The sequence below is a fragment of the Minwuia sp. IMCC3009 genome, from assembly GCF_029909415.1.
Classification (GTDB): domain Bacteria; phylum Pseudomonadota; class Alphaproteobacteria; order Minwuiales; family Minwuiaceae; genus Minwuia.
The window spans coordinates 1499524-1518590 of the sequence record NZ_CP123781.1; the positions used below are offsets into that span (position 1 = coordinate 1499524).

At 64.5% G+C, this 19067-nt stretch carries 17 protein-coding genes and 1 tRNA gene; 14 read left to right on the forward strand and 4 right to left on the reverse strand.

Going from position 1 to position 19067, the window contains the following annotated elements:
- Window positions 1-164: 164 nt before the first annotated feature.
- The 6 genes from QGV55_RS07105 (at window position 165) to QGV55_RS07130 (ending at window position 6659) form a co-directional block, all read left to right on the forward strand.
- The gene (locus QGV55_RS07105; protein WP_281017533.1) at window positions 165-1565 is read left to right on the forward strand and encodes a DNA methyltransferase; all 1401 of its coding nucleotides are present in this window, start codon (window positions 165-167) and stop codon (window positions 1563-1565) included.
- Complete coding sequence (locus QGV55_RS07110) at window positions 1562-2011, forward strand: DUF5681 domain-containing protein (protein ID WP_281017532.1); 450 nt, start codon at window positions 1562-1564, stop codon at window positions 2009-2011. The genes QGV55_RS07105 and QGV55_RS07110 overlap by 4 nt, the downstream gene beginning before the upstream one ends.
- On the forward strand, window positions 2004-3464 hold the full coding sequence (terL, locus tag QGV55_RS07115; RefSeq protein WP_281017531.1) for a phage terminase large subunit: 1461 nt from the start codon (window positions 2004-2006) through the stop codon (window positions 3462-3464). The genes QGV55_RS07110 and terL overlap by 8 nt, the downstream gene beginning before the upstream one ends.
- Window positions 3465-3723: 259 nt before the next feature.
- Window positions 3724-4260 carry a DUF3489 domain-containing protein gene (locus QGV55_RS07120; protein ID WP_281017530.1) on the forward strand — a complete coding sequence of 179 codons (537 nt, stop codon included), beginning with the start codon at window positions 3724-3726 and terminating at the stop codon, window positions 4258-4260.
- A gap of 13 nt (window positions 4261-4273) precedes the next feature.
- Window positions 4274-4876 (forward strand): DUF2924 domain-containing protein, encoded by a 603-nt coding sequence (locus tag QGV55_RS07125; RefSeq protein ID WP_281017529.1) that lies wholly within the window; start codon window positions 4274-4276, stop codon window positions 4874-4876.
- The gene (locus QGV55_RS07130; RefSeq protein ID WP_281017528.1) at window positions 4866-6659 is read left to right on the forward strand and encodes a recombinase family protein; all 1794 of its coding nucleotides are present in this window, start codon (window positions 4866-4868) and stop codon (window positions 6657-6659) included. The genes QGV55_RS07125 and QGV55_RS07130 overlap by 11 nt, the downstream gene beginning before the upstream one ends.
- A 196-nt stretch (window positions 6660-6855) precedes the next feature.
- Here QGV55_RS07130 and QGV55_RS07135 read toward each other — a convergent pair.
- Window positions 6856-6931 (reverse strand) — tRNA-Val (locus tag QGV55_RS07135).
- Window positions 6932-7135: 204 nt separating this feature from the next.
- On the opposite strand from QGV55_RS07135, the gene fabD reads away from it, so the two are divergent.
- The 8 genes from fabD (at window position 7136) to gmk (ending at window position 15989) form a co-directional block, all read left to right on the forward strand.
- On the forward strand, window positions 7136-8077 hold the full coding sequence (gene fabD / locus QGV55_RS07140) for an ACP S-malonyltransferase (protein WP_281017527.1): 942 nt from the start codon (window positions 7136-7138) through the stop codon (window positions 8075-8077).
- Between the two features lie 62 nt (window positions 8078-8139).
- Window positions 8140-8877 (forward strand): 3-oxoacyl-[acyl-carrier-protein] reductase, encoded by a 738-nt coding sequence (gene fabG / locus QGV55_RS07145; RefSeq protein ID WP_281017525.1) that lies wholly within the window; start codon window positions 8140-8142, stop codon window positions 8875-8877.
- Between the two features lie 196 nt (window positions 8878-9073).
- On the forward strand, window positions 9074-9307 hold the full coding sequence (locus tag QGV55_RS07150) for an acyl carrier protein (RefSeq protein WP_281017524.1): 234 nt from the start codon (window positions 9074-9076) through the stop codon (window positions 9305-9307).
- 28 nt (window positions 9308-9335) lie between these two features.
- The gene (fabF, locus tag QGV55_RS07155) at window positions 9336-10604 is read left to right on the forward strand and encodes a beta-ketoacyl-ACP synthase II (protein WP_281017523.1); all 1269 of its coding nucleotides are present in this window, start codon (window positions 9336-9338) and stop codon (window positions 10602-10604) included.
- 6 nt (window positions 10605-10610) lie between these two features.
- A complete protein-coding gene (gene mltG, locus QGV55_RS07160) occupies window positions 10611-11588 on the forward strand; it encodes an endolytic transglycosylase MltG (RefSeq protein ID WP_281017522.1) in 978 nt (325 codons plus the stop codon).
- Window positions 11548-14415: a PAS domain S-box protein gene (locus QGV55_RS07165; RefSeq protein WP_281017521.1), complete on the forward strand. Its 2868-nt coding sequence runs from the start codon at window positions 11548-11550 to the stop codon at window positions 14413-14415. The genes mltG and QGV55_RS07165 overlap by 41 nt, the downstream gene beginning before the upstream one ends.
- 30 nt (window positions 14416-14445) lie before the next feature.
- Entirely contained in the window at window positions 14446-15327 is an 882-nt protein-coding gene (locus QGV55_RS07170) for a YicC/YloC family endoribonuclease (protein WP_281017520.1), read from the forward strand.
- Window positions 15328-15341: 14 nt separating this feature from the next.
- Window positions 15342-15989 (forward strand): guanylate kinase, encoded by a 648-nt coding sequence (gmk, locus tag QGV55_RS07175; protein ID WP_281017519.1) that lies wholly within the window; start codon window positions 15342-15344, stop codon window positions 15987-15989.
- On the opposite strand, the gene rsmA is transcribed toward gmk, so the two are convergent.
- Genes rsmA through QGV55_RS07190 form a run of 3 tightly spaced genes read right to left on the reverse strand, consistent with a single transcriptional unit; the run spans window position 15971 to window position 19054 of the window.
- Window positions 15971-16810: a 16S rRNA (adenine(1518)-N(6)/adenine(1519)-N(6))-dimethyltransferase RsmA gene (rsmA, locus tag QGV55_RS07180; RefSeq protein WP_281017518.1), complete on the reverse strand. Its 840-nt coding sequence runs from the start codon at window positions 16808-16810 to the stop codon at window positions 15971-15973. The two genes, gmk and rsmA, sit on opposite strands and share 19 nt — an antisense overlap.
- A complete protein-coding gene (pdxA, locus tag QGV55_RS07185) occupies window positions 16807-17793 on the reverse strand; it encodes a 4-hydroxythreonine-4-phosphate dehydrogenase PdxA (protein ID WP_281017517.1) in 987 nt (328 codons plus the stop codon). The genes rsmA and pdxA overlap by 4 nt, the downstream gene beginning before the upstream one ends.
- Window position 17794: 1 nt before the next feature.
- The gene (locus tag QGV55_RS07190; protein ID WP_281017516.1) at window positions 17795-19054 is read right to left on the reverse strand and encodes a peptidylprolyl isomerase; all 1260 of its coding nucleotides are present in this window, start codon (window positions 19052-19054) and stop codon (window positions 17795-17797) included.
- Window positions 19055-19067 lie beyond the last annotated feature (13 nt).

Below are 19067 nucleotides of genomic sequence, written 5' to 3' on the forward strand. Positions count from 1 at the left end.
CGAGGCAACGCCCGAACAACTCCAGGGACTTCGCCCAGCCGGCCGCCCCAGAAAGCAGTAGCGACACCCGAGCCCTGTAAACCTGTCCGGAGTGAACCGGACCAATATTCTCTTCTGTGCCTGATCCCTAGCCTCCTCTTTCCCCCCGAAGATGGAGGAAAGAGATGACGATCAGGGGTATGAAACGACGCAGACCGGGCACCGTGAAACACGGAGACCGCACGTCGCAAAGTCTGATCCGCGACCTCGAGGTCATCGAGGTCGAAGTTGAGCGGATCAAGCCGAACCCGCGCAATCCAAAGACGCATGCGGCGAAACAGATCGGGCAGATCGTGGCGAGCATTTGCGAGTTCGGGTTCTGCAACCCGATCCTGGCAGATGAGCAGGATCGGATCATCGCCGGCCACGGACGCCTGGAGGCGGCCAGGCTGCTGGGAATGGCCACTGTCCCGCTCATCCGGCTCGCCGGGCTGACAGCAGCGCAGAAGACCGCGCTTGCCCTGGCCGACAACAGGATCGCCGAGAACGCAGGCTGGGACAGTGAACTCCTCGCCCTGGAAATCGAGAGCCTGGTCGATACGGACGTGGAGTTGACGGTCACGGGCTTCGAGATGGGCGAGATCGACCTTCTGCTCCAGGAAGGTGATGACGGGCCTGTCCTCGACGGAGACGACGATATCCCGGAAGGCGGGCCGGATTCAGTGATCGTCACCCGCCCCGGAGACCTGTGGCTGATCGGCGGTCGTCACCGCCTGCTCTGCGGCGATGCCCGTGAACCGGGTGCATATGAACAGCTGCTTGATGGCAAACAGGCTGCCCTGTGCTTCACCGATCCGCCCTACAACGTTGCGATCGGCGGGCACGTCTCGGGCCTCGGTCGTCATCGCCACCACGAGTTTGCCATGGCGAGCGGCGAAATGTCGGAAGCCGGGTTCGTGGCCTTCCTCAAGACCACCCTCGGCAACTGCGCCCGGGTCAGCGCCGACGGCGCCATCCACTTCGTCTGCATGGACTGGCGGCATATCCATGCTCTGCTGAGCGTGGGCCGGGACGTCTACAGCGAGCTCAAGAATCTCTGCGTCTGGAACAAGACCAATGGCGGCATGGGCGCGCTCTACCGTTCCAAGTACGAGCTGGTCGCAGTCTTCAAGGTCGGCACCGCGGCGCATATCAACAATGTCGCGCTCGGCGCCCTGGGTCGCTACCGCACCAATGTCTGGGATCACGCCGGTGCCAACAGCTTTGGTGCCGGCCGCGACGCCGCGCTTGCCATGCATCCCACGGTCAAGCCCGTCGGACTGGTCGCCGACGCCATCCTGGATTGTTCGAACAGGGGTGATCTCGTGCTCGATCCGTTTGCCGGTGCCGGCACGACACTGGTGGCCGCCGAGCGCACGGGTCGGCGCGGCGCCGCGATGGAACTCGACGCGACCTATGTCGACGTGGCTCTCCGACGGTGCCGGAACGCCTTCGGCGCAGAAGTCACGCACGCGGAGAGCGGGCGGTCCTTCGATGCACTGGCGGAGGAACGGCTGGCCGAGCAGGCAGAGGAGGAAGGCAAATGAGCGACAAGGACGATGACGACAACGTCGGCTACGGCCGCCCGCCGAAAGGCTCGCGCTTCAAGCCTGGCCAGTCCGGCAACCCGAAAGGTCGGCCGAAGGGCCAGCGCAACTTCCGGACGGACGTCCAGGAGATTCTGAATGCGGCCGTCCGGGTGAAGGAGAGGGGGGAAGCCCGAACGCTCACATCCCAGCAGGCGGCGCTGTACCGGCTGCGCGAGAAGGCGCTGAACGGCGATACCCGTTCGCTGAACCGCCTGCTCGATCTTGCTGCGCAATTCAACGGCCAAGCGCTGGTCCATGACAGTGAGGCCGAGCTCCCTGACGACGACCAGGCAATCCTCGAACAGTACCTGAGCTCAGGTCGGTCGCAGGCGAGAGGCAATGCCAGGACCGAGGAAGACAAAGACGGCCGAATTGGTCCGGACGAGGAGAGTGAAAATGAATGAGCGCCATGTCCTGGAGGCCTTGCTCCGAAAGGACCTGAACGCCTTCGTCCACAAGTGCTTCAACACCGTCTCGCCCGGGACGCCGTTCATGGCGAACTGGCACATCGAGGCCATCACGTATGAGCTCGGGCGATGCTTCGAACTGGACGGTGGCCGGTTGGTCATCACCCAGCCGCCCCGGTCGCTGAAGTCGATCTGTTCGTCGGTCGCCTTCGTCGCCTGGGCGCTGGGCCACAATCCGGCGCTGCGGTTCATCTGTGTCAGCTACAGCAACGAGTTGTCGGAAGAGCTCGCGCGACAGTTCCGGCTGGTGGTCGAAAGCGGCTGGTACGTGCGCCTGTTCCCGGCCATGAAACACGCGCGGGCGACCGCAACGGATTACGTGACGCCGAAGGGCGGTGGGCGCCTCGCCACGTCGGTCGGCGGCACTCTGACCGGCCGCGGCGCTGATATCATCATCATCGACGATCCGATGAAGGCAAACGATGCGCAGTCGGAGGTCGCGCGTCGCAAGGTCAACAGCTGGTACGCCGAAACCCTCTCCACACGCCTCAACGACAAGCGCAAGGGATCGATCATCCTGGTGATGCAGAGGCTCCACGAGGATGACCTCGCGGGCTACGTGCTCGAAGGTGGTGGCTGGCGCCATCTGGACCTGCCGGCCATCGCCATCGAGGATCAGCAGATCCCGATCGGGCCAGCGCCGGATGATATCAAGTACAGGGGCGAGGGCGACCTCCTCCACCCCGAGCGGGAGCCCGAGGAAGCCCTGGAGCGCCTGCGCGTTGAACTCGGCAGCCTTGCCTTCTCGGCCCAGTATCAGCAGCGCCCGGTTCCCCTGGAGGGCAACCTCGTGCGCCGCCACTGGTTCCGTTGGTATCAGCAAACGCCCGGGTCGGGCGAACTCCGGCGCATCGTCCAGAGCTGGGATATCGCGGGCACGACCGGCGAGCGGCGCGACTACTCGGTCTGCACGACCTGGCAGGTCGATGGCCGCAACTGCTACCTCCTCGACGCCTGGCGGGGCCGGCTCGAGTACCCCGACCTTCGGCGCAAGGTGATCGCTCTCAGGGGACAGCACGCCGCGCAGACCATCCTGATCGAGAAGGCGGGCCTGGGCCTCAACCTGGTTCAGGATCTCCAGCGCGAGAGGCCGGACGATTTGCCCCGCCCCATCGGTATCGACCCCCGGGGCGACAAGGCCGACCGCATGGCAGCGGCATCTGCCCGCATCGAAGCCGGCGAAGTGCTGCTGCCCGAAGAAGCGCCCTGGCTGGATACGTTCCTCAACGAACTCCTGGCCTTCCCGAACGGCCGCCACGACGACCAGGTCGACAGTGTCTCGCAGTTCCTCAACTGGGAGCGGAAACGACAGGACGATATACCCCTGAACGCAATAGTAGAGACGATCCCGAACCCGATAAACAGCCTGTTGGGTCATCACCGCTGGTAAACCGGGCCATCAGCCCGAACGACCAGCGGGACGGGACAGCACTGCCATCACGGCAGGGGGAACGAGCAGGAGTCAGCCGACGGCTTGCACATTGCATTGGACTTCGGTGGCGGGGGAAGCATGCATGCTGTCGGGACTGGCGACGCGAACATGCGCGCCCTGCCGGTCCCCCGCCCGGCCTCCGCATCGCGGTCCGGGCTTCACGTGGTGACAGCGCCGGCATCGGGCCGGCGTGGCACGAAGACCACGGAGACAGACCATGCCGAAACTCAACGCAAGACAGATCGCGGTTCTCGACAACGCCGCGCGCCGTAGCGACGGCCAGCTTCTGCAACTGCCGGACGGCATGCAGTTGAAGGGCGGAGGGCTGGCGGCCATGCTCCGCGCCCTGGAGCGCCGTGGCCTGGCCGAGCGCTCGGCAGACGATGCCTGGATGATCACCAAGACCGGCCGCGCGGCAGTTGCCGGGCAGGGCAGGGCTGAGGTCGACGAGAGCAAGGGCGAGAAGAAAGCACTGCGGACCGCAAAGCCGGAACCGGGCGAGGTCGATACCGGTTCGACGCCGCTGTTCCGCCCGGGCACGCGGCAGGCGCAACTGCTCGACCTGCTGCGGCGGAGTGAGGGCGCCGACATCGACGAGATGGTGCAGTTCACCGGCTGGCAGCCGCACAGCGTGCGGGCGGTGCTGACGGGCTTCCGCAAGCGCGGGATCGAGGTGAGCCGTACGAAGGAAGGCAACGGTGTCAGCGTCTACCGCGCCACGCTGCCCGCCAGCGTCGGTGGGATGGCTGCCTGACGGCGCCCTGACGATGCGAAGTCAGAACACCATCCGCGCGGGCAGTGACGGCGACGTCGCCGCCCGCGATGCCATCGACACCCGCGTCCGGGCCAAGTCCCGCGATGAGCTTGCCGTGCCGTGGCAGCGACGCTGGCGTCGTCCGCCACCGAAGGGGATCAGCCGCCGGCTGCTGGAATGCAACGCGGCATGGCTGCTGCAGGCCGAAGCAAAGGGCGGGCTCGCCGCGGCCACCCGGCGTCGCCTCGACGCGCTTGGGCGCGCGCGCCGGAGCAGCAGCGATAGTGCAGTGGAAGGCCAAGGACACCCCGGCAAGGTCGATGGCACGACGCCGCGGCGCAAGCTGTGTCCCGGCAGTCGGCTGGTCCGACAGTGGCAGGGCCGCAGCCACGTGGTGGAAGTCATCGAAGGCGGGTTCACCTACGAAGGGCGGTCATACACCTCGCTCACGGCCATCGCCCGGGAGATCACCGGCGCGCGCTGGTCCGGCCCCCGCTTCTTCGGTCTGAATGCCCCCGCACCGGAAAGGAAAGCGACCAGGAACGGAGGGGCGCAACGGTCAGACCAGAAGGGAGGTCCTTCCACCAGGATGCACGAGGGCGACCATGATGACTGAGCGCGGACGGCGAGGGGGCAACGGATCAATCAACCACCGCAGTGCCACTGGCGGGTTATCGCATGGCGTCGGTCGCCGCCGGTCAGTCCGTTGCGCTATCTACACCCGGAAGTCCACCGAGGAGGGACTGGAGCAGGCCTTCAATTCTCTCGATGCCCAACGCGAGGCCTGCGCCGCCTATATCCGCAGCCAGCAGCACGAAGGCTGGACGGAACTGCCCACCCGATACGACGACGGCGGCTTCTCCGGTGGCTCGATGGATCGTCCTGCCCTGGCATCGCTGCTGGATGATCTCCGGGCGGGCCGCATCGACACGGTCGTCGTCTACAAGGTCGACCGATTGACCCGGTCGCTTGCCGACTTCGCGAAGATCGTCGAGCTGTTCGAGGAGCAGGGTGTCTCCTTCGTCTCGGTGACCCAGCAGTTCAACACCACCACCTCCATGGGACGCCTGACGCTGAACGTGCTGCTCTCCTTCGCCCAGTTCGAGCGCGAGGTTACCGCGGAGCGCATCCGCGACAAGATCGCGGCCTCGAAGAAGAAAGGCATGTGGATGGGTGGCGCGGTGCCGATCGGCTACCGGGTCGAGGACCGCAGGCTGGTGATCGACCCGGACGCGGCGGCAACCGTCCGGCGCATCTTCGGACTCTACCTGAACCTCGGGTCGGTCAGGGACGTGAAGGACGCATGTGACAGGCAAGGCATCGTTACTGCGACCCGAACCAGCCGCACCGGCCGCACAACCGGCGGCACGAGCTTCAGCCGCGGCCATCTCTACTGGCTGCTCAGGAACCCGATCTACATCGGACGCATGAAGCATCATGGCCAGACATTTGATGGCCAGCACGAACCGATCATCGATGACGCGATTTGGGGCGCGGTCCAGGAGATGCTCGACGGTCGGTCGAATCACCGACAGGTGCCGGTCAACGTCCCGTCATCATCTCACCTTCTGAAAGGCCGACTGTTCGACGATGCCGGGGAGCCGCTCTATGCCACCCAGGCCAGCAAGCAGGGCCAGCGGTACTTCTACTACACGTCAAAGCATCTCGTTGTGCGCAAGGCGGACAGCAGCCGCGGCTGGCGATTGCCCGCCCCGGAACTGGACCAGCTGATCATCGGTCAACTGGTAGTCATGCTGCGTGACCCGCTCAGGGTGATGGACCTGCAGGCGCATTGTCAGGACGACAGCAACGCAGTGACACGAACAATTGATGCGGCCAGCCGTGCAGCGGATATCCTGGCCAGCGCGGACGGCATTGAGCGCCGGTGCATGCTGGATGCCCTTCTCGAACGGGTCGAGCTGCGGGAGAGCGGCATCTCTCTCGGCCTTCGACCGTCCGCCATCAATGGCGGGTCTGACCCTGGTGGCCCGGGGACCGGACTCTCGGGCGATGGCGATTGGACCGAAACCGTGGTCGTCGAGCTGTCGGTTCAACTGTCGCGTCGCGCCAATGGCAGCCGCATCGTCCTGGGCGGCGGCGATCAGGCAACCAACGGACCCGATCCGAAGCTCGTTCAACTGGTCGCGGACGCGCATCGCTGGAACAGGATGCTGGCCGAGGGGACCGTCGCATCGCTCCGCGAACTGTCTGACCGGGAACAACTCGACCGAAGCGACATCGGGCGGATACTGAACCTCGCGTACCTGGCGCCGGACATTGTCGAGGCGATTCTGGATGGTCGGCAGCCCGTCGGGCTGACGGTCCGGAAACTCAGGCGGATGAGCGAACTGCCGCTCGATTGGGAAGCGCAACGCAGGATGCTTGGCTTCGAAGCCTGAGAAATCATCATTGATCAGCATATGATGGTGGGGACCCTGAAAAGGGCCCGAAGAGACACTGGCCGCGTTCGGCCGGAATTCGTCTCTGCTTCAGCCTCTCAAGAGAACGTCATGGGTGCCTGGACCCCCGCAAAGCCGCGGATTGCGCGGGGTTCTGCCGAAACGCAGCGGGGATTCGGGTTCGCGGGAGAATGGATGGTGGGCGATACTGGATTCGAACCAGTGACCCCAGCGATGTGAACACTGTGCTCTACCAACTGAGCTAATCGCCCCCACCATTGCGGCACCGGAAAGGTCAGGGACCGTTGGTGCCGCGGAGCGCGCTTGTCCTAGGGCCGCTGCCGGCCGCTGTCAAGCGATCTTGGGCGTTGACCCATGGCGCGGATGGCAGTCAGCTTGACAGACCAAGCGCGCGCGATAGAACGGCGCCATTCAAGGGTATCAGTCGCATCTGACGGTGTGGCAGGGAGGAACAGATGGCACGGGCTCTGGTTTTTCCGGGACAGGGGTCCCAGGCGGTCGGCATGGGCGTGGCCCTGGCGGAGGCATCCGCTGCCGCGCGGGAGGTCTTCGAGGAAGTGGATGACGCCATTTCGCAACCACTCTTTCGCCTGATGAAGGAGGGGCCGGAGGGTGATCTGGTGCTGACGGAGAACGCACAGCCTGCGCTGATGGCGGTTTCCATGGCCGTCATGCGGGTGATGGAACGCGAAGGCGGTTTTGACCTGGCCAGGAGCGCCCGCTTTGTGGCCGGTCATTCCCTCGGCGAATATTCCGCTCTTGCCGCTGCCGGATCGATCGGCCTTTCCGATACGGCGCGTCTGCTGAAACTGCGCGGTCAGGCCATGCAGCGCGCGGTCCCGGTGGGGCAGGGTGCGATGGCCGCGCTGCTGGGCCTCAGCCTGGAGGATGCGGCGGCGGTGGCCGAGGCCGCGGCGCAGGGTGAAGTCTGCCGTGCCGCAAACGACAATGCCGAGGGCCAGGTGGTGGTCTCCGGTTCATCCGCCGCGATTGACCGTGCGGTGGAGATCGCGAGGGAGAAGGGCGCGAAGAAGGCCATGCGGCTGCAGGTCTCCGCCCCGTTCCACTGTCCGCTGATGCAGCCCGCCGCCGACGAGATGGCCGAGGCGCTGGGCAACGTGACGATTTCAGCGCCGAAGGTACCGCTGATCGCGAATGTCACGGCATCGGCGGTTGATGATCCCGAGCGTATCCGTGCCCTGCTGGTGCAGCAGGTGACATCCATGGTGCGCTGGCGCGAATCAGTGCTCTACATGCGTGACAATGGTATCGGGGAACTGGCGGAGATCGGTTCCGGCAAGGTGCTGGCGACAATGACCCGGCGCATTGACCGTTCCGTGTCGGCCAGGGCGGTCAACACGCCGGATGATATCGAGGCGTTCCTGGGCACGCTTTGAGCGGTTGATAAGGTTCAGGTCTCCCCGGAGGCTGCCGGAACCGGACCAGAGGGAGAGAGACGATGTTCGATCTGACTGGCAAGACAGCACTGGTGACCGGCGCGTCCGGGGGAATCGGCAGGGCCATCGCGGAATGTCTGCATGCGGCGGGCGCGACCGTCGGGCTGCATGGCACGCGTCAGGCGGTGCTGGAGGAAGTACAGGCCGCGCTGGGGGACCGGGCGCATGTGCTGGTGGCGAATCTGGGGGAGGCCGGGCAGCCGGCTGAGCTTGCCAAGGCGGCCGAGGCGGCGATGGGCAGTGTCGATATCCTGGTCAACAATGCGGGAATCACCCGCGACAACCTCGCCATGCGCCTGAAGGAAGAGGACTGGGACGCGGTGATCAACGTCAATCTCAGCGCCGGATTCCAGCTCGCAAAGGCCCTGATGCGCGGGATGATGAAGCGGCGCCATGGCCGGATCATCTCCATCACCTCCATTGTCGGGACGACCGGCAATGGCGGTCAGACGAATTATGCCGCGGCGAAGGCAGGCACGGTTGGCTGGACCAAGTCTCTGGCGCAGGAGGTGGCGAGCCGCGGAATCACGGTCAATTGCCTCGCGCCCGGGTTCATCGAGACGGCCATGACGGATGCGCTTGGCGATGACCAGAAAGCAGCGTTGTTGCAGTCCATTCCTGCCGGTCGTATGGGCGTCGGGGATGACATTGCCGCCGGGGTGGTTTATCTGGCCTCTGACGAGGCGGCGTATGTGACCGGTCAGACCCTGCACATCAATGGCGGGATGGCCATGATCTGAACGCTGAAAGTGGCGGATTTCGGGTGGTTCCGTTCGCTTTCCCTGCCATATAAAGTGTGTTAAGAGCCGCCCGTTTCGCCCTGGTCCTGTCGACCGGGACGCCAATTGAAGATCATCGAGGCCGTGTTCCGGGGCAGGTGTCCCGGCATGTGGTCAACATCACTGAGTGAGATTTCAGGGACAAAGGAAACTGGACATGAGCGATACAGCAGACCGCGTGAAGAAGATCGTCGTGGAGCATCTCGGCGTTGAGGAAGACAAGGTGAAGGACAACGCGCATTTCATCGACGATCTGGGCGCGGACAGCCTGGACACGGTTGAGCTGGTCATGGCCTTCGAGGAAGAATTCGGTATCGAGATCCCCGATGACGCCGCTGAGAAGATCCAGACGGTGAAGGACGCCATCGACTACATCTCAGCCAACGCCTGATCGCTCAGTTCGGCCAGGAAAGCATATGATGCGTCGTGTAGTCGTGACCGGACTGGGGGCAGTGACGCCCCTGGCGACCGGAGCCGAGGAGACGTGGGCCCGATTGCTGAAGAGCGAATCGAGCGCCGCCACCATCCGAAAGTTCGAGACAGCGGATCTCGCCACGAACTACGCGTGCGAGATCAAGCCCAAGTCGGAGGAGTTTCCGGACGGTTTCAACCCTGACGAATGGGTGGAGCCGAAGGATCAGCGCCGCGTTGATGGCTTCATCGTCTATGGTCTCGCTGCCGCCAAGCAGGCACTGGCGGATTCCGGGTATGTCGCCGAAACGGAGGAGCAGCAGTTTCGCTCCGGCGTTCTCGTCGGCTCCGGGATCGGCGGTCTGCAGGGTATCGAGGAGGGAGCCAGGATCCTGGCGGAGAAGGGACCGCGACGCCTGTCGCCGTTCTTCATCCCCGGACGCCTGATCAACCTGCTTTCCGGCCACATCTCGATCGAGAACCAGTTCAAGGGCCCCAACCACGCTGTGGTCACGGCCTGTTCGACGGGTGCCCATGCCATCGGCGATGCCGCACGCATCATTGCCCTGGACGATGCGGATGTCATGGTCGCCGGTGGCGCCGAAGCGGCCCTCAGCCGTCTCGGTATTGCCGGATTCGCGGCGGCCAAGGCGCTTTCCAGCAACTTCAAGGACAACCCGGAAGCCGCCAGCCGCCCCTGGGACCAGGGACGGGACGGCTTCGTCATGGGCGAAGGCGCTGGAATCGTGGTGCTGGAGGAACTGGAGCACGCACGGGCCCGCGGCGCGAAGATCTATGGCGAGGTCATCGGCTACGGCATGTCCGGCGATGCCTATCACATCACCGCGCCGTCGGAAGATGGCTCCGGGGCCTATCGCTGCATGGCTGCGGCGCTGAAGCGGGCCGGTATCAACAGTGACGAGATCGACTACATCAACGCCCATGGCACCTCGACGCCGCGTGGTGACGAGATCGAACTGAAGGCGATCCGGCGGTTGCTGGGGGAGGACGCGTCCGGTGTGACCATGTCCTCGACCAAGTCGTCCATCGGTCACCTGCTGGGGGCTGCGGGCAGTGTGGAGGCAATCTTCTGCCTGATGGCGATGCGCGATGGTGTGGCACCGCCGACGCTGAACCTGGAAAACCCGGACGAGTCATCTGTCGGCATGGACCTTTCGCCGTTGCAGCCGACGGAGCGCAGGATCGATGTCGCCCTGTCGAATTCGTTCGGTTTCGGCGGCACCAATGCAAGTCTGATCTTCCGTCGGCTGGATTGATCCGCCATGCGGTCGGCGTTGCGGCTGCTGCTGCTCGTCGTCGTTCTGGGGGCCGGAACCGCTGCACTCTTTGCATGGAACTGGTGGCAGGGTGCTGACGCGCCCGGTCCGCTGACGCAATCGCGGACCGTCGTGATTGAACGCGGCACGGGCCCCCGCGCAATCGCCGATACGCTGGTGCTGAACGGTGTCATTGAGGACCGGTTGCTGTTTCTCGCCGTCCTCAGGGTGCGTGACCAGGGGACACGGCTGAAAGCGGGCGAGTTCGGCTTTGAAGCCGGTCAGAGCATGAATGCCGTCATCGAGCAGATCGTTGCCGGACGCACGGTGGTCCGACGGCTGACACTGCCGGAGGGGCTGACCTCCGTCGAGGTCGCGGAACTTCTCAACGGAATCGAGGGCATGACCGGCAAGGCCCATGTGGCGCCGGAAGGCTCGATGCTGCCGGAGACCTATCATTTCCAGCTCGGTGATCCGCGACAGCAGATCATTCGGCGATCCCGGATCGCGATGCGTGATGCGCTGCAGGAGCTCTGGCCACAGCGGCAGAAGGACCTGCCGCTCGAAACACCGGAGGAGGCCGTGATCCTTGCCTCGATCGTGGAAAAGGAGACAGGCGTTGCGTCGGAGCGCGCGCGCGTGGCTGCCGTCTTCATCAACAGGCTGCGCAAGGGCATGCGGCTGCAGTCGGACCCGACGGTGATCTACGCGGTCACCGGGGGCAAGACGACGCTGGATCGGCCGATCTCCCGCGCCGACCTGAACCTCGAATCGCCTTACAACACATACAGGAACGGTGGTCTGCCGCCGGGACCGATTGCCAACCCCGGTCGGGCATCGATCGAAGCTGTACTTAACCCTGCTGATACCAATGACCTATACTTTGTCGCAGACGGTACAGGTGGCCACGCGTTTTCCCGCACCCTCAAGGAGCACAACCGCAATGTCCGGCGCTGGCGAGAGCTCAGGCGACAGAACGACTGACGGCGGTATTGCTGATGCCGTGTCCGAACCTGCGGTTCGGGCCGGAGAGGAATCGCTGCTCAGGGCGCTGGACATGGTGGGCGAGGGCGCTGCCCTGTTCGATGCCGAGGACAGGCTGACGGCATTCAACCAGACCTACAGGAACATGTGGGACGAGTTGTCGACACGTATCCATGTCGGCTGCACATACGCGGAACTGCTTGGCATGGCCTGGGATGGTGGCGTGGTGCCACTGGAAGTGCGGCTGGGCCGGGACGCGTGGATCGAATATGCCCTTGGCCAGCATCTGACATTCGACACCCCCTTTGATCGCCTGGCCCAGGACGGTCGCTGGGTGCGGTTCATGAACCAGGCGTTTGGCGACGGCATTCTGTCCATTGTTTCCGATGTGACAGCCGAGAAGAACGCCGCGCTGCAGGCCGAACAGCAGGAGAAGGCACTCAGGGATTTCGCTGCCGCGACGGCAGACTGGGTCTGGCAGCAGGATGCGGATCTCCGCTTCGTGACACCGGATGCCAGCGCGGGCATCGGTATCGGGAGCTATGTCGCCAGCTTTCTCGGCAAGACCCGATGGGATGCGCTGGGCATCGATCCGGACGAGGATCCCAAGTGGCACGCGCATCGGGAAACCATGTGGCGGCATCAGGCGTTCCGGGATTTCCGTTATAGTTTCCTCGATCATGCCGGGGAAAAGCGGCATGTGCGGATCAGCGGCGTTCCGATGTTCGACAGGGATGGCGGATTTGTCGGCTATCGCGGCACGGGCCTCGACGAGACGGCAATGATACGGGCCGACGAGCGGGCGCGGGCGGCCGAGCGGTACCTGAAGCTGGCGATCGAGAATACCGAGCAGGGCTACGCCATGTTCGATGAGAAGAACGAGCTGTCGATGTGGAATGCCTCGCTGGAGCAAATTCTGAAGGACAGTGGGATCCGCCTGGAGCACGGACTGTCACTGGACAGGCTGATCGCAGTCTACCGTTCCCCCGTGAACACGACCCCGGTGAACAATGTCCGGGAGGCGATGCGGACGCGCATTGATCCGACAGTGGATACCTCGGCGAGCTCCTTTCAGCAGAAGATTGGTGAACGCTGGTTCCAGATTCGGGAGCAGAGCACGCCGGAAGGGGCGATGCTGATTATCTTGACGGACATTACGGGACAGCGGGCGCGCGAGGAGGAATTGCGCCATTCCCGCGATCATCTGGAGGAGCGGGTGCGGGCACGCACAGCCTCCCTGGCACTGGCCAAGGCCGAACTGGAAGAGGTGATCGAGAAGCGGGTGCTGGCTGAACGCCGTCTGAAGCAGAGCGAGCACCAGTTGCGACAGCTCGTCGAAGGATCGATCCAGGGCATCATCATTCACCGCGATCATCGCATCCTGTTCGCCAATCCCGCGTTCGTGGAGCTGTTCCGTTTGCCCTCCATGGAGGCAACACTCGCCCTGGAGGATATCAGTACCCTGATTGCCCCGGACGACAGGGAGCGGATCATGGCGATTGCCGATTCGCGCGTCAGGGGCGGCGAGCACCCGAACCGGTTCGAGATCAGGTTCATGCGTGCCGACGGTTCGGTCTTCTGGGGCGAGCAGTTCGTTTCCGTCACCGACTGGGAGGGAGAGCCTGCGCTGCAGGTCGCGATCATCGATATTGATGAGCGGATGCGGGCGGAGGATGAATATCGCAACATCTTCGAGCATGCGACCGAAGGCATCTATCGCTCCACCCCGGATGGCAGGCAGCTGCGCGCCAATCCGGCACTGGTTGCCCTGAACGGCTATGACAACGAGCCCGAGATGCTGGCGGCTGTCCGCGATATTTCTGCCGAATGGTACGTGGAACCGGGGCGTCGTGACGAGTTCATCGAACTGATGGAGCGCGACGGGCGGGTGACGGATTTTGTCTCCGAGGTCTATCGCCATCGCAATCGGGAACGCATCTGGATTTCGGAGAACGCGTTCGTGGTGCGGGATGCGCATGGTGAGACGCTTTACTATCAGGGCACCGTCCGTGACATCACCAGCCGGTTGCGGGTACAGCGGGAACTGATCGCCGCCAAGGAGGAGGCCGAACGGGCCAATCAGGCGAAATCGCAGTTCCTCGCCAAGATGAGCCATGAGCTTCGGACACCGCTGAATGCGATCATCGGCTTCTCCGAGATATTCAAGACGCAGATCTTCGGGCCGCTCGGCAGTGATCGCTACCTGGGGTATGCGGATGACATCCTTTCCAGCGGTCGCCATCTGCTTGACCTGATCAATGACCTGCTGGACCTCGCCAAGGTCGAGGCCGGTGCGGTCGTGCTGCAGGAAGTCCCGATCGCCCTGGCAAGCATCGTGGCGGAAGTGGTGGAACTGATGCAGCCGATCTCGAACAAGTCAGAGATCGCCATCGATGTCCGGGAAATGGAAGCCCTGCCGGTGATGAATGTCGATCCACGCCTGGTGAAACAGATGCTGGTGAATCTGGTTTCCAACGGTCTGAAGTTCAATCAGGCGGGCGGCAGCGTGACCATTGAGGGCAATCGGAAGCCGGGTCACATCGGGATCACCGTGCATGACGACGGCATAGGTATTGCCAAGAAGGATCTGGAAACCGTGCTGAGGCCATTTGGTCAGATCGCGAACCAGATGGTGGCGGAGGAAAAGGGGACCGGCCTGGGCCTTCCCATCGTCAACTCCCTGGTGGAGCTGCACGGCGGATCACTTGAGGTCGTCAGCGAGAAGGGCAGGGGAACGTCCGTCAGCCTGTGGTTCCCGGCCGAGCGGATCGTCGACCAGGGCACCCTGCCGCTTGCGGAGCTGCATGGCGCAGGAAAGACTGCCTGAATACCGACCTGCGATTCGAAGGAAACCGACATGGCCATCACCAGCATGACCGGCTTCGCCCGCCGTGAAGGCGTTGCCGATTCCTGGAAGTGGGTGTGGGAAGCGCGCTCGGTCAACGGCAAGGGGCTGGATGTGCGCTACAGGCTGCCCTCTGGCTTCGACACGCCCGACTCCGACCTGAAGCGCAGGGCGCAGGCGCTGCTGTCCCGCGGCAATGTCAGCATTTCCCTGCATGTTGATCATGACAGGCCCACGGAAGGCAGTCTGACGATCAATCGCGACTGGCTGCAGTCATTGCATCAGGAAGCCGTCAGGCTTTCCGGTGACGCGCCGGTGGATATCGCAGGGTTGCTCGCCGTCCGCGGGGTTGTCGAGGTGGCGGAACAGCAGCCTGACGAGGACGAACTGGCGCAGCGCGACAAGGCAATCCTGGCGGATCATGACGGGGTGCTGGCCGACCTCGTGAAGGCGCGGCAGGATGAAGGCGCCAGGTTGCAGGCCATCATCGCCGGACTGGTTGACGAGATCGAGGCGCAGGTCGCGGAGGCCGCAACCGCAGAGGCGGCCCGCCCCGAACAGCGAGCTGTCCGGTTGCGCGCTGTCCTGCAGGAACTGCTGGATATGGATCCCCCCGCAACCGAGGAACGGCTGGCGCAGGAACTGGCTTTGCAGGCGACCCGTAGTGATATCCGGGAGGAACTGGACAGGCTCTCGGCCCATATCGCGCAGGCGCGTGACCTGCTGGTCTCAGGGGAGCCTGTCGGTCGACGGCTGGACTTCCTGTCCCAGGAATTCAATCGTGAGGCCAATACCCTTTGCTCCAAGTCGGGCGACGTGACCCTGACACGGGTGGGCATGGCCATGAAGGCCACGATCGATCGCCTGCGGGAGCAGGTCCAGAACGTCGAGTGAGTGAGGAGAGACGGATGCCCGCAGGCATGTCACGCAAGGGACTGATGTTCGTGATTTCCTCGCCCTCCGGTGCAGGCAAGACGACCATTGCGCGGCAATTGCTGGAGCAGGAGCCGGAACTGTCGATGTCCGTCTCCATGACCACCCGCCCGCAACGCATGGGGGAAGAAGAGGGGCGCGACTATTTCTTTGTCGATCAGGCCAGCTTTGATGCAACCGTCAGCGCGGGTGGCCTGCTGGAACATGCAACGGTCTTCGGCAACAGCTACGGCACCCCGGTTGCACCTGTCGATGCGGCACTGGCTGCGGGCAAGGACGTGCTGTTCGACGTGGACTGGCAGGGTGCACAGCAGATGCGCCAGCGGCGGAAGTCCGACATTGTCTCCGTCTTCATCCTGCCGCCGAGTGCGGAAGAACTGGAACGGCGACTGACCACGCGTGGCCGTGATCCGGATGATGTGGTCCGTCAGCGCATGGCCAAGGCCGCAACCGAGATGAGCCACTACGCCGAGTATGACTATGTGGTGGTGAATGATGATGTCAGCCGCTGCCTGGGTGACGTACGTGCGATCCTGCATGCGGAGCGGGTGCGCAGCGACCGTCTGCCTGACCTCGCCGATTTCGTCGAGGGACTGAGCGGTGGCTATCCGCCCGCGACCTGAAGGTTCCGGGCCAGCGCGGCAAATTCCTCGATCGAAAGAGTCTCTGCCCGTCTGGTCGGATCGATGTCCGCACTGTCCAGCAGGGCACCCGTGTCTCCGCCCAGCGCCTTCAGGCTCTGGCGCAGCATCTTGCGGCGCTGGTTGAAGGCGGCGGCGACCACCCGTGACAGGGTGGCCATGTCGGCGTCGGCGCGCGGCTTCGGAAGGGGCAGAAGGTTGACCACTGCGGACGCGACCTTCGGCGGCGGCGTGAAGGCGCGGGCGGGCAGGTCCATGACGATGTGGCAGTCGGCGGCCCAGCCGCACATGACAGCGAGCCTGCCGTAGGCCTTGTCCCCGGGGCGGGCCACGATGCGCTCCGCCACTTCCCGCTGGAACATCAGGGTCAGGCCGGCGAAATGTTCAAGGTGCTCCAGCCAGCCGAACAGCAGCGGCGTGCCGACATTGTAGGGCAGGTTCGCGACCACGCGGGCGCCGGGTGCCAGTTGGGCGGTGGCATCGAAGTCGAGGGCGTCGCCTTCGATGATCTCCAGCCGACCGTCGCTGACGGCGCGGATCTCCTCCAGCGCCGCCAGGCAGCGCCGGTCCTTCTCCACGGCGACAACCCGGCGGGCACCGGCCGCCAGCAGACCCCGGGTCAGGCCGCCGGGACCGGGGCCAACCTCCAGAACGTCACAGTCGGTCAGGTCGCCGGCTTCCCGCGCGATACGGCCCGTCAGGTTGAGGTCGAGCAGGAAATGCTGCCCGAGGCCCTTGCGTGCTTCCAGTCCGTGCGTGCGGATCACGTCACGCAGGGGCGGCAGGTCATGCAGGCCGGTCATGGCGCGGCACGCCGATCCGCGATCTCGCCAGCCAGCCGGATGGCCTGGATCAGGCTGTCGGCGCGGGCAATGCCCTTGCCTGCGATGTCGAAGGCCGTGCCGTGGTCGGGGGATGTGCGCACGATGGGCAGCCCCAGGGTGACGTTCACGCCGAGGTCGAAATCCAATGTCTTGACCGGCACCAGTGCCTGATCGTGATACATGCAGATCGCCGCGTCATAGCGGGCGCGGGCGCTGGCATGGAACATGGTGTCTGCGGGCAGGGGGCCGACGACGTCATGGCCTTCCTGGCGCAACTGGTCGACGGCAGGGCGGATGATGGAGTCATCTTCCTGCCCAAGCGCCCCGCCTTCGCCTGCGTGCGGGTTCAGTCCTGCGAAGGCGACCCGGGGCGGCCGGCAGCCGAAGTCCTGTTCCAGGGCATTCAGAACGATGCGACCGACTGCGACCAGCCCGTCCGTGGAGAGTGCGGCGGGCACCGCAGACAGCGGCAGATGAATGGTCGCCGGCACGACGCGCAGACTCGGCCCGGCAATCATCATCACGGGCAGGTCCGCGCCCGACAGCTCGGCGATGAACTCGGTATGCCCCGGATGCCGGAACCCGGCTTCATAGAGCAGGGCCTTGTTGATCGGGTTGGTGACGATGCCGGATGCCTCGCCTGACATGCAGGCGGCGACGGCACGCTCGATACTCTCGACCACCAGTGGCGCATCCCTGCGGTCGGGACTGCCCGCACTGGCATTGACCGTGCCGGAGAGCGGAAGGACGGGCAGGGCGGAATCGAACCGAGCTGCGGCCTCCGCCGGACTGCCGATCTCGACAATCGGCACGTCACTGACCGCGCGCAGGAACCCGGGATCGCCGACCAGGGCAAAGGCCGGCAGGTTCTCCAGCCTGCGGGCCCGCCATGCCGCCACGGTGATCTCGCCGCAGACCCCTGCGGGTTCACCCATGGACAGCAGCAGGGGGCGCGAAGCCATGTCAGCGCAGATCGATGATGGCGTCACGCCGCAGGTCACGCAGCGCACTGCGTGCCCGCTGGTTCAGCTTGGCCAGGATCAGGTTGTTACGGACCTGATTGCGGTCCGGCGCGGCATCAACGGGCTGGGAACGATTGCAGATCACCAGTACATGAAACCCGGCCGCTGTCCGCAGGGGTTCGCTGCTGTCCCCGACACTGAGCTTTGCGATGGCCTTGCCGAATTCGTCCGGCAGGTCCCCGATCTTCAGTGTGCCCAACTGGGCGGACTGGGCATTCTCGATCGTCTCGGCGACCTGATCGATACCTGCGCAACTGCGAATGCGGCTGCGGGCGGCCTCCGCGTCGGCCTGCGCGGCCGTTACTGCGGTCTCACTGGCCGCGCGGCCCAGCGGGATCAGCAATTGCGCCAGTTCGACCTCGATCGAATCCACGGCTTCCTCACCCAGGATGCGACGTCCATCGACCGAGACGATCACGAACCCGAGCGGTGTCCTTATCGGATCGGATACCTGGCCGACGGACAGGTTGGCCAGGGCGGCGGCGATTTCCTCACTCAGCTGGGCCGGGCGTACCCATCCGACCGTGCCGCCATCTTCCGCATCCGCACCGACGGAAAACTGGCGGGCCAGAGCGGCGAAGTCGGCCCCGGAACGGATCTGCCTGACCAGCCGTTCGGCCGCCGCGCGGGCCTCCGGCTCATCCTGTGGCCGGTCGACACCCAGGATGATCTCCCGGATATTGAAGACGGCCTGTCCACGACTGGCTTCCTGCTGGCGGATCGCCTCGTCGATTTCCTCATCCGAGACATCGACCGTGCGCAGCAGTCGTGCACTGACATACTGCTCCCAGGCGATACTCGCCAGGTACTGGCGGCGCAGGGTGGAAAGGTCGACGCCCGCACCCTGCAGCCGACTGGTGAGGCCGGTCACGCTCAGATTGTTGCGCTCGGCGAGGCGGGCAATCTCTTCGTCGATCTGCTCGTTCGTGACCTCGACGCCGATCTTGCGCGCGGCCTGCATCTGCAGGCTTTCGTCAGTCAGGTTGCGCAGCACCTGTGATCGGATGCGGCGCCGGGTGTCCTGTGTTCGGGGCAGATTGGCGCTGACCACCACCAGATCAATGCGTTCCTCCAGATCAAAGGCGGAGATCACTTCGTCATTCACCACTGCGGCAATGCCGAACACCTGCTGGGCCCGTCCCGCGTCAGGATGGCCGGTCAGGATCAGCAGCCCGGTGAGGGCGATCAGGAAAGCGCGCATGTCTGCTCCACAA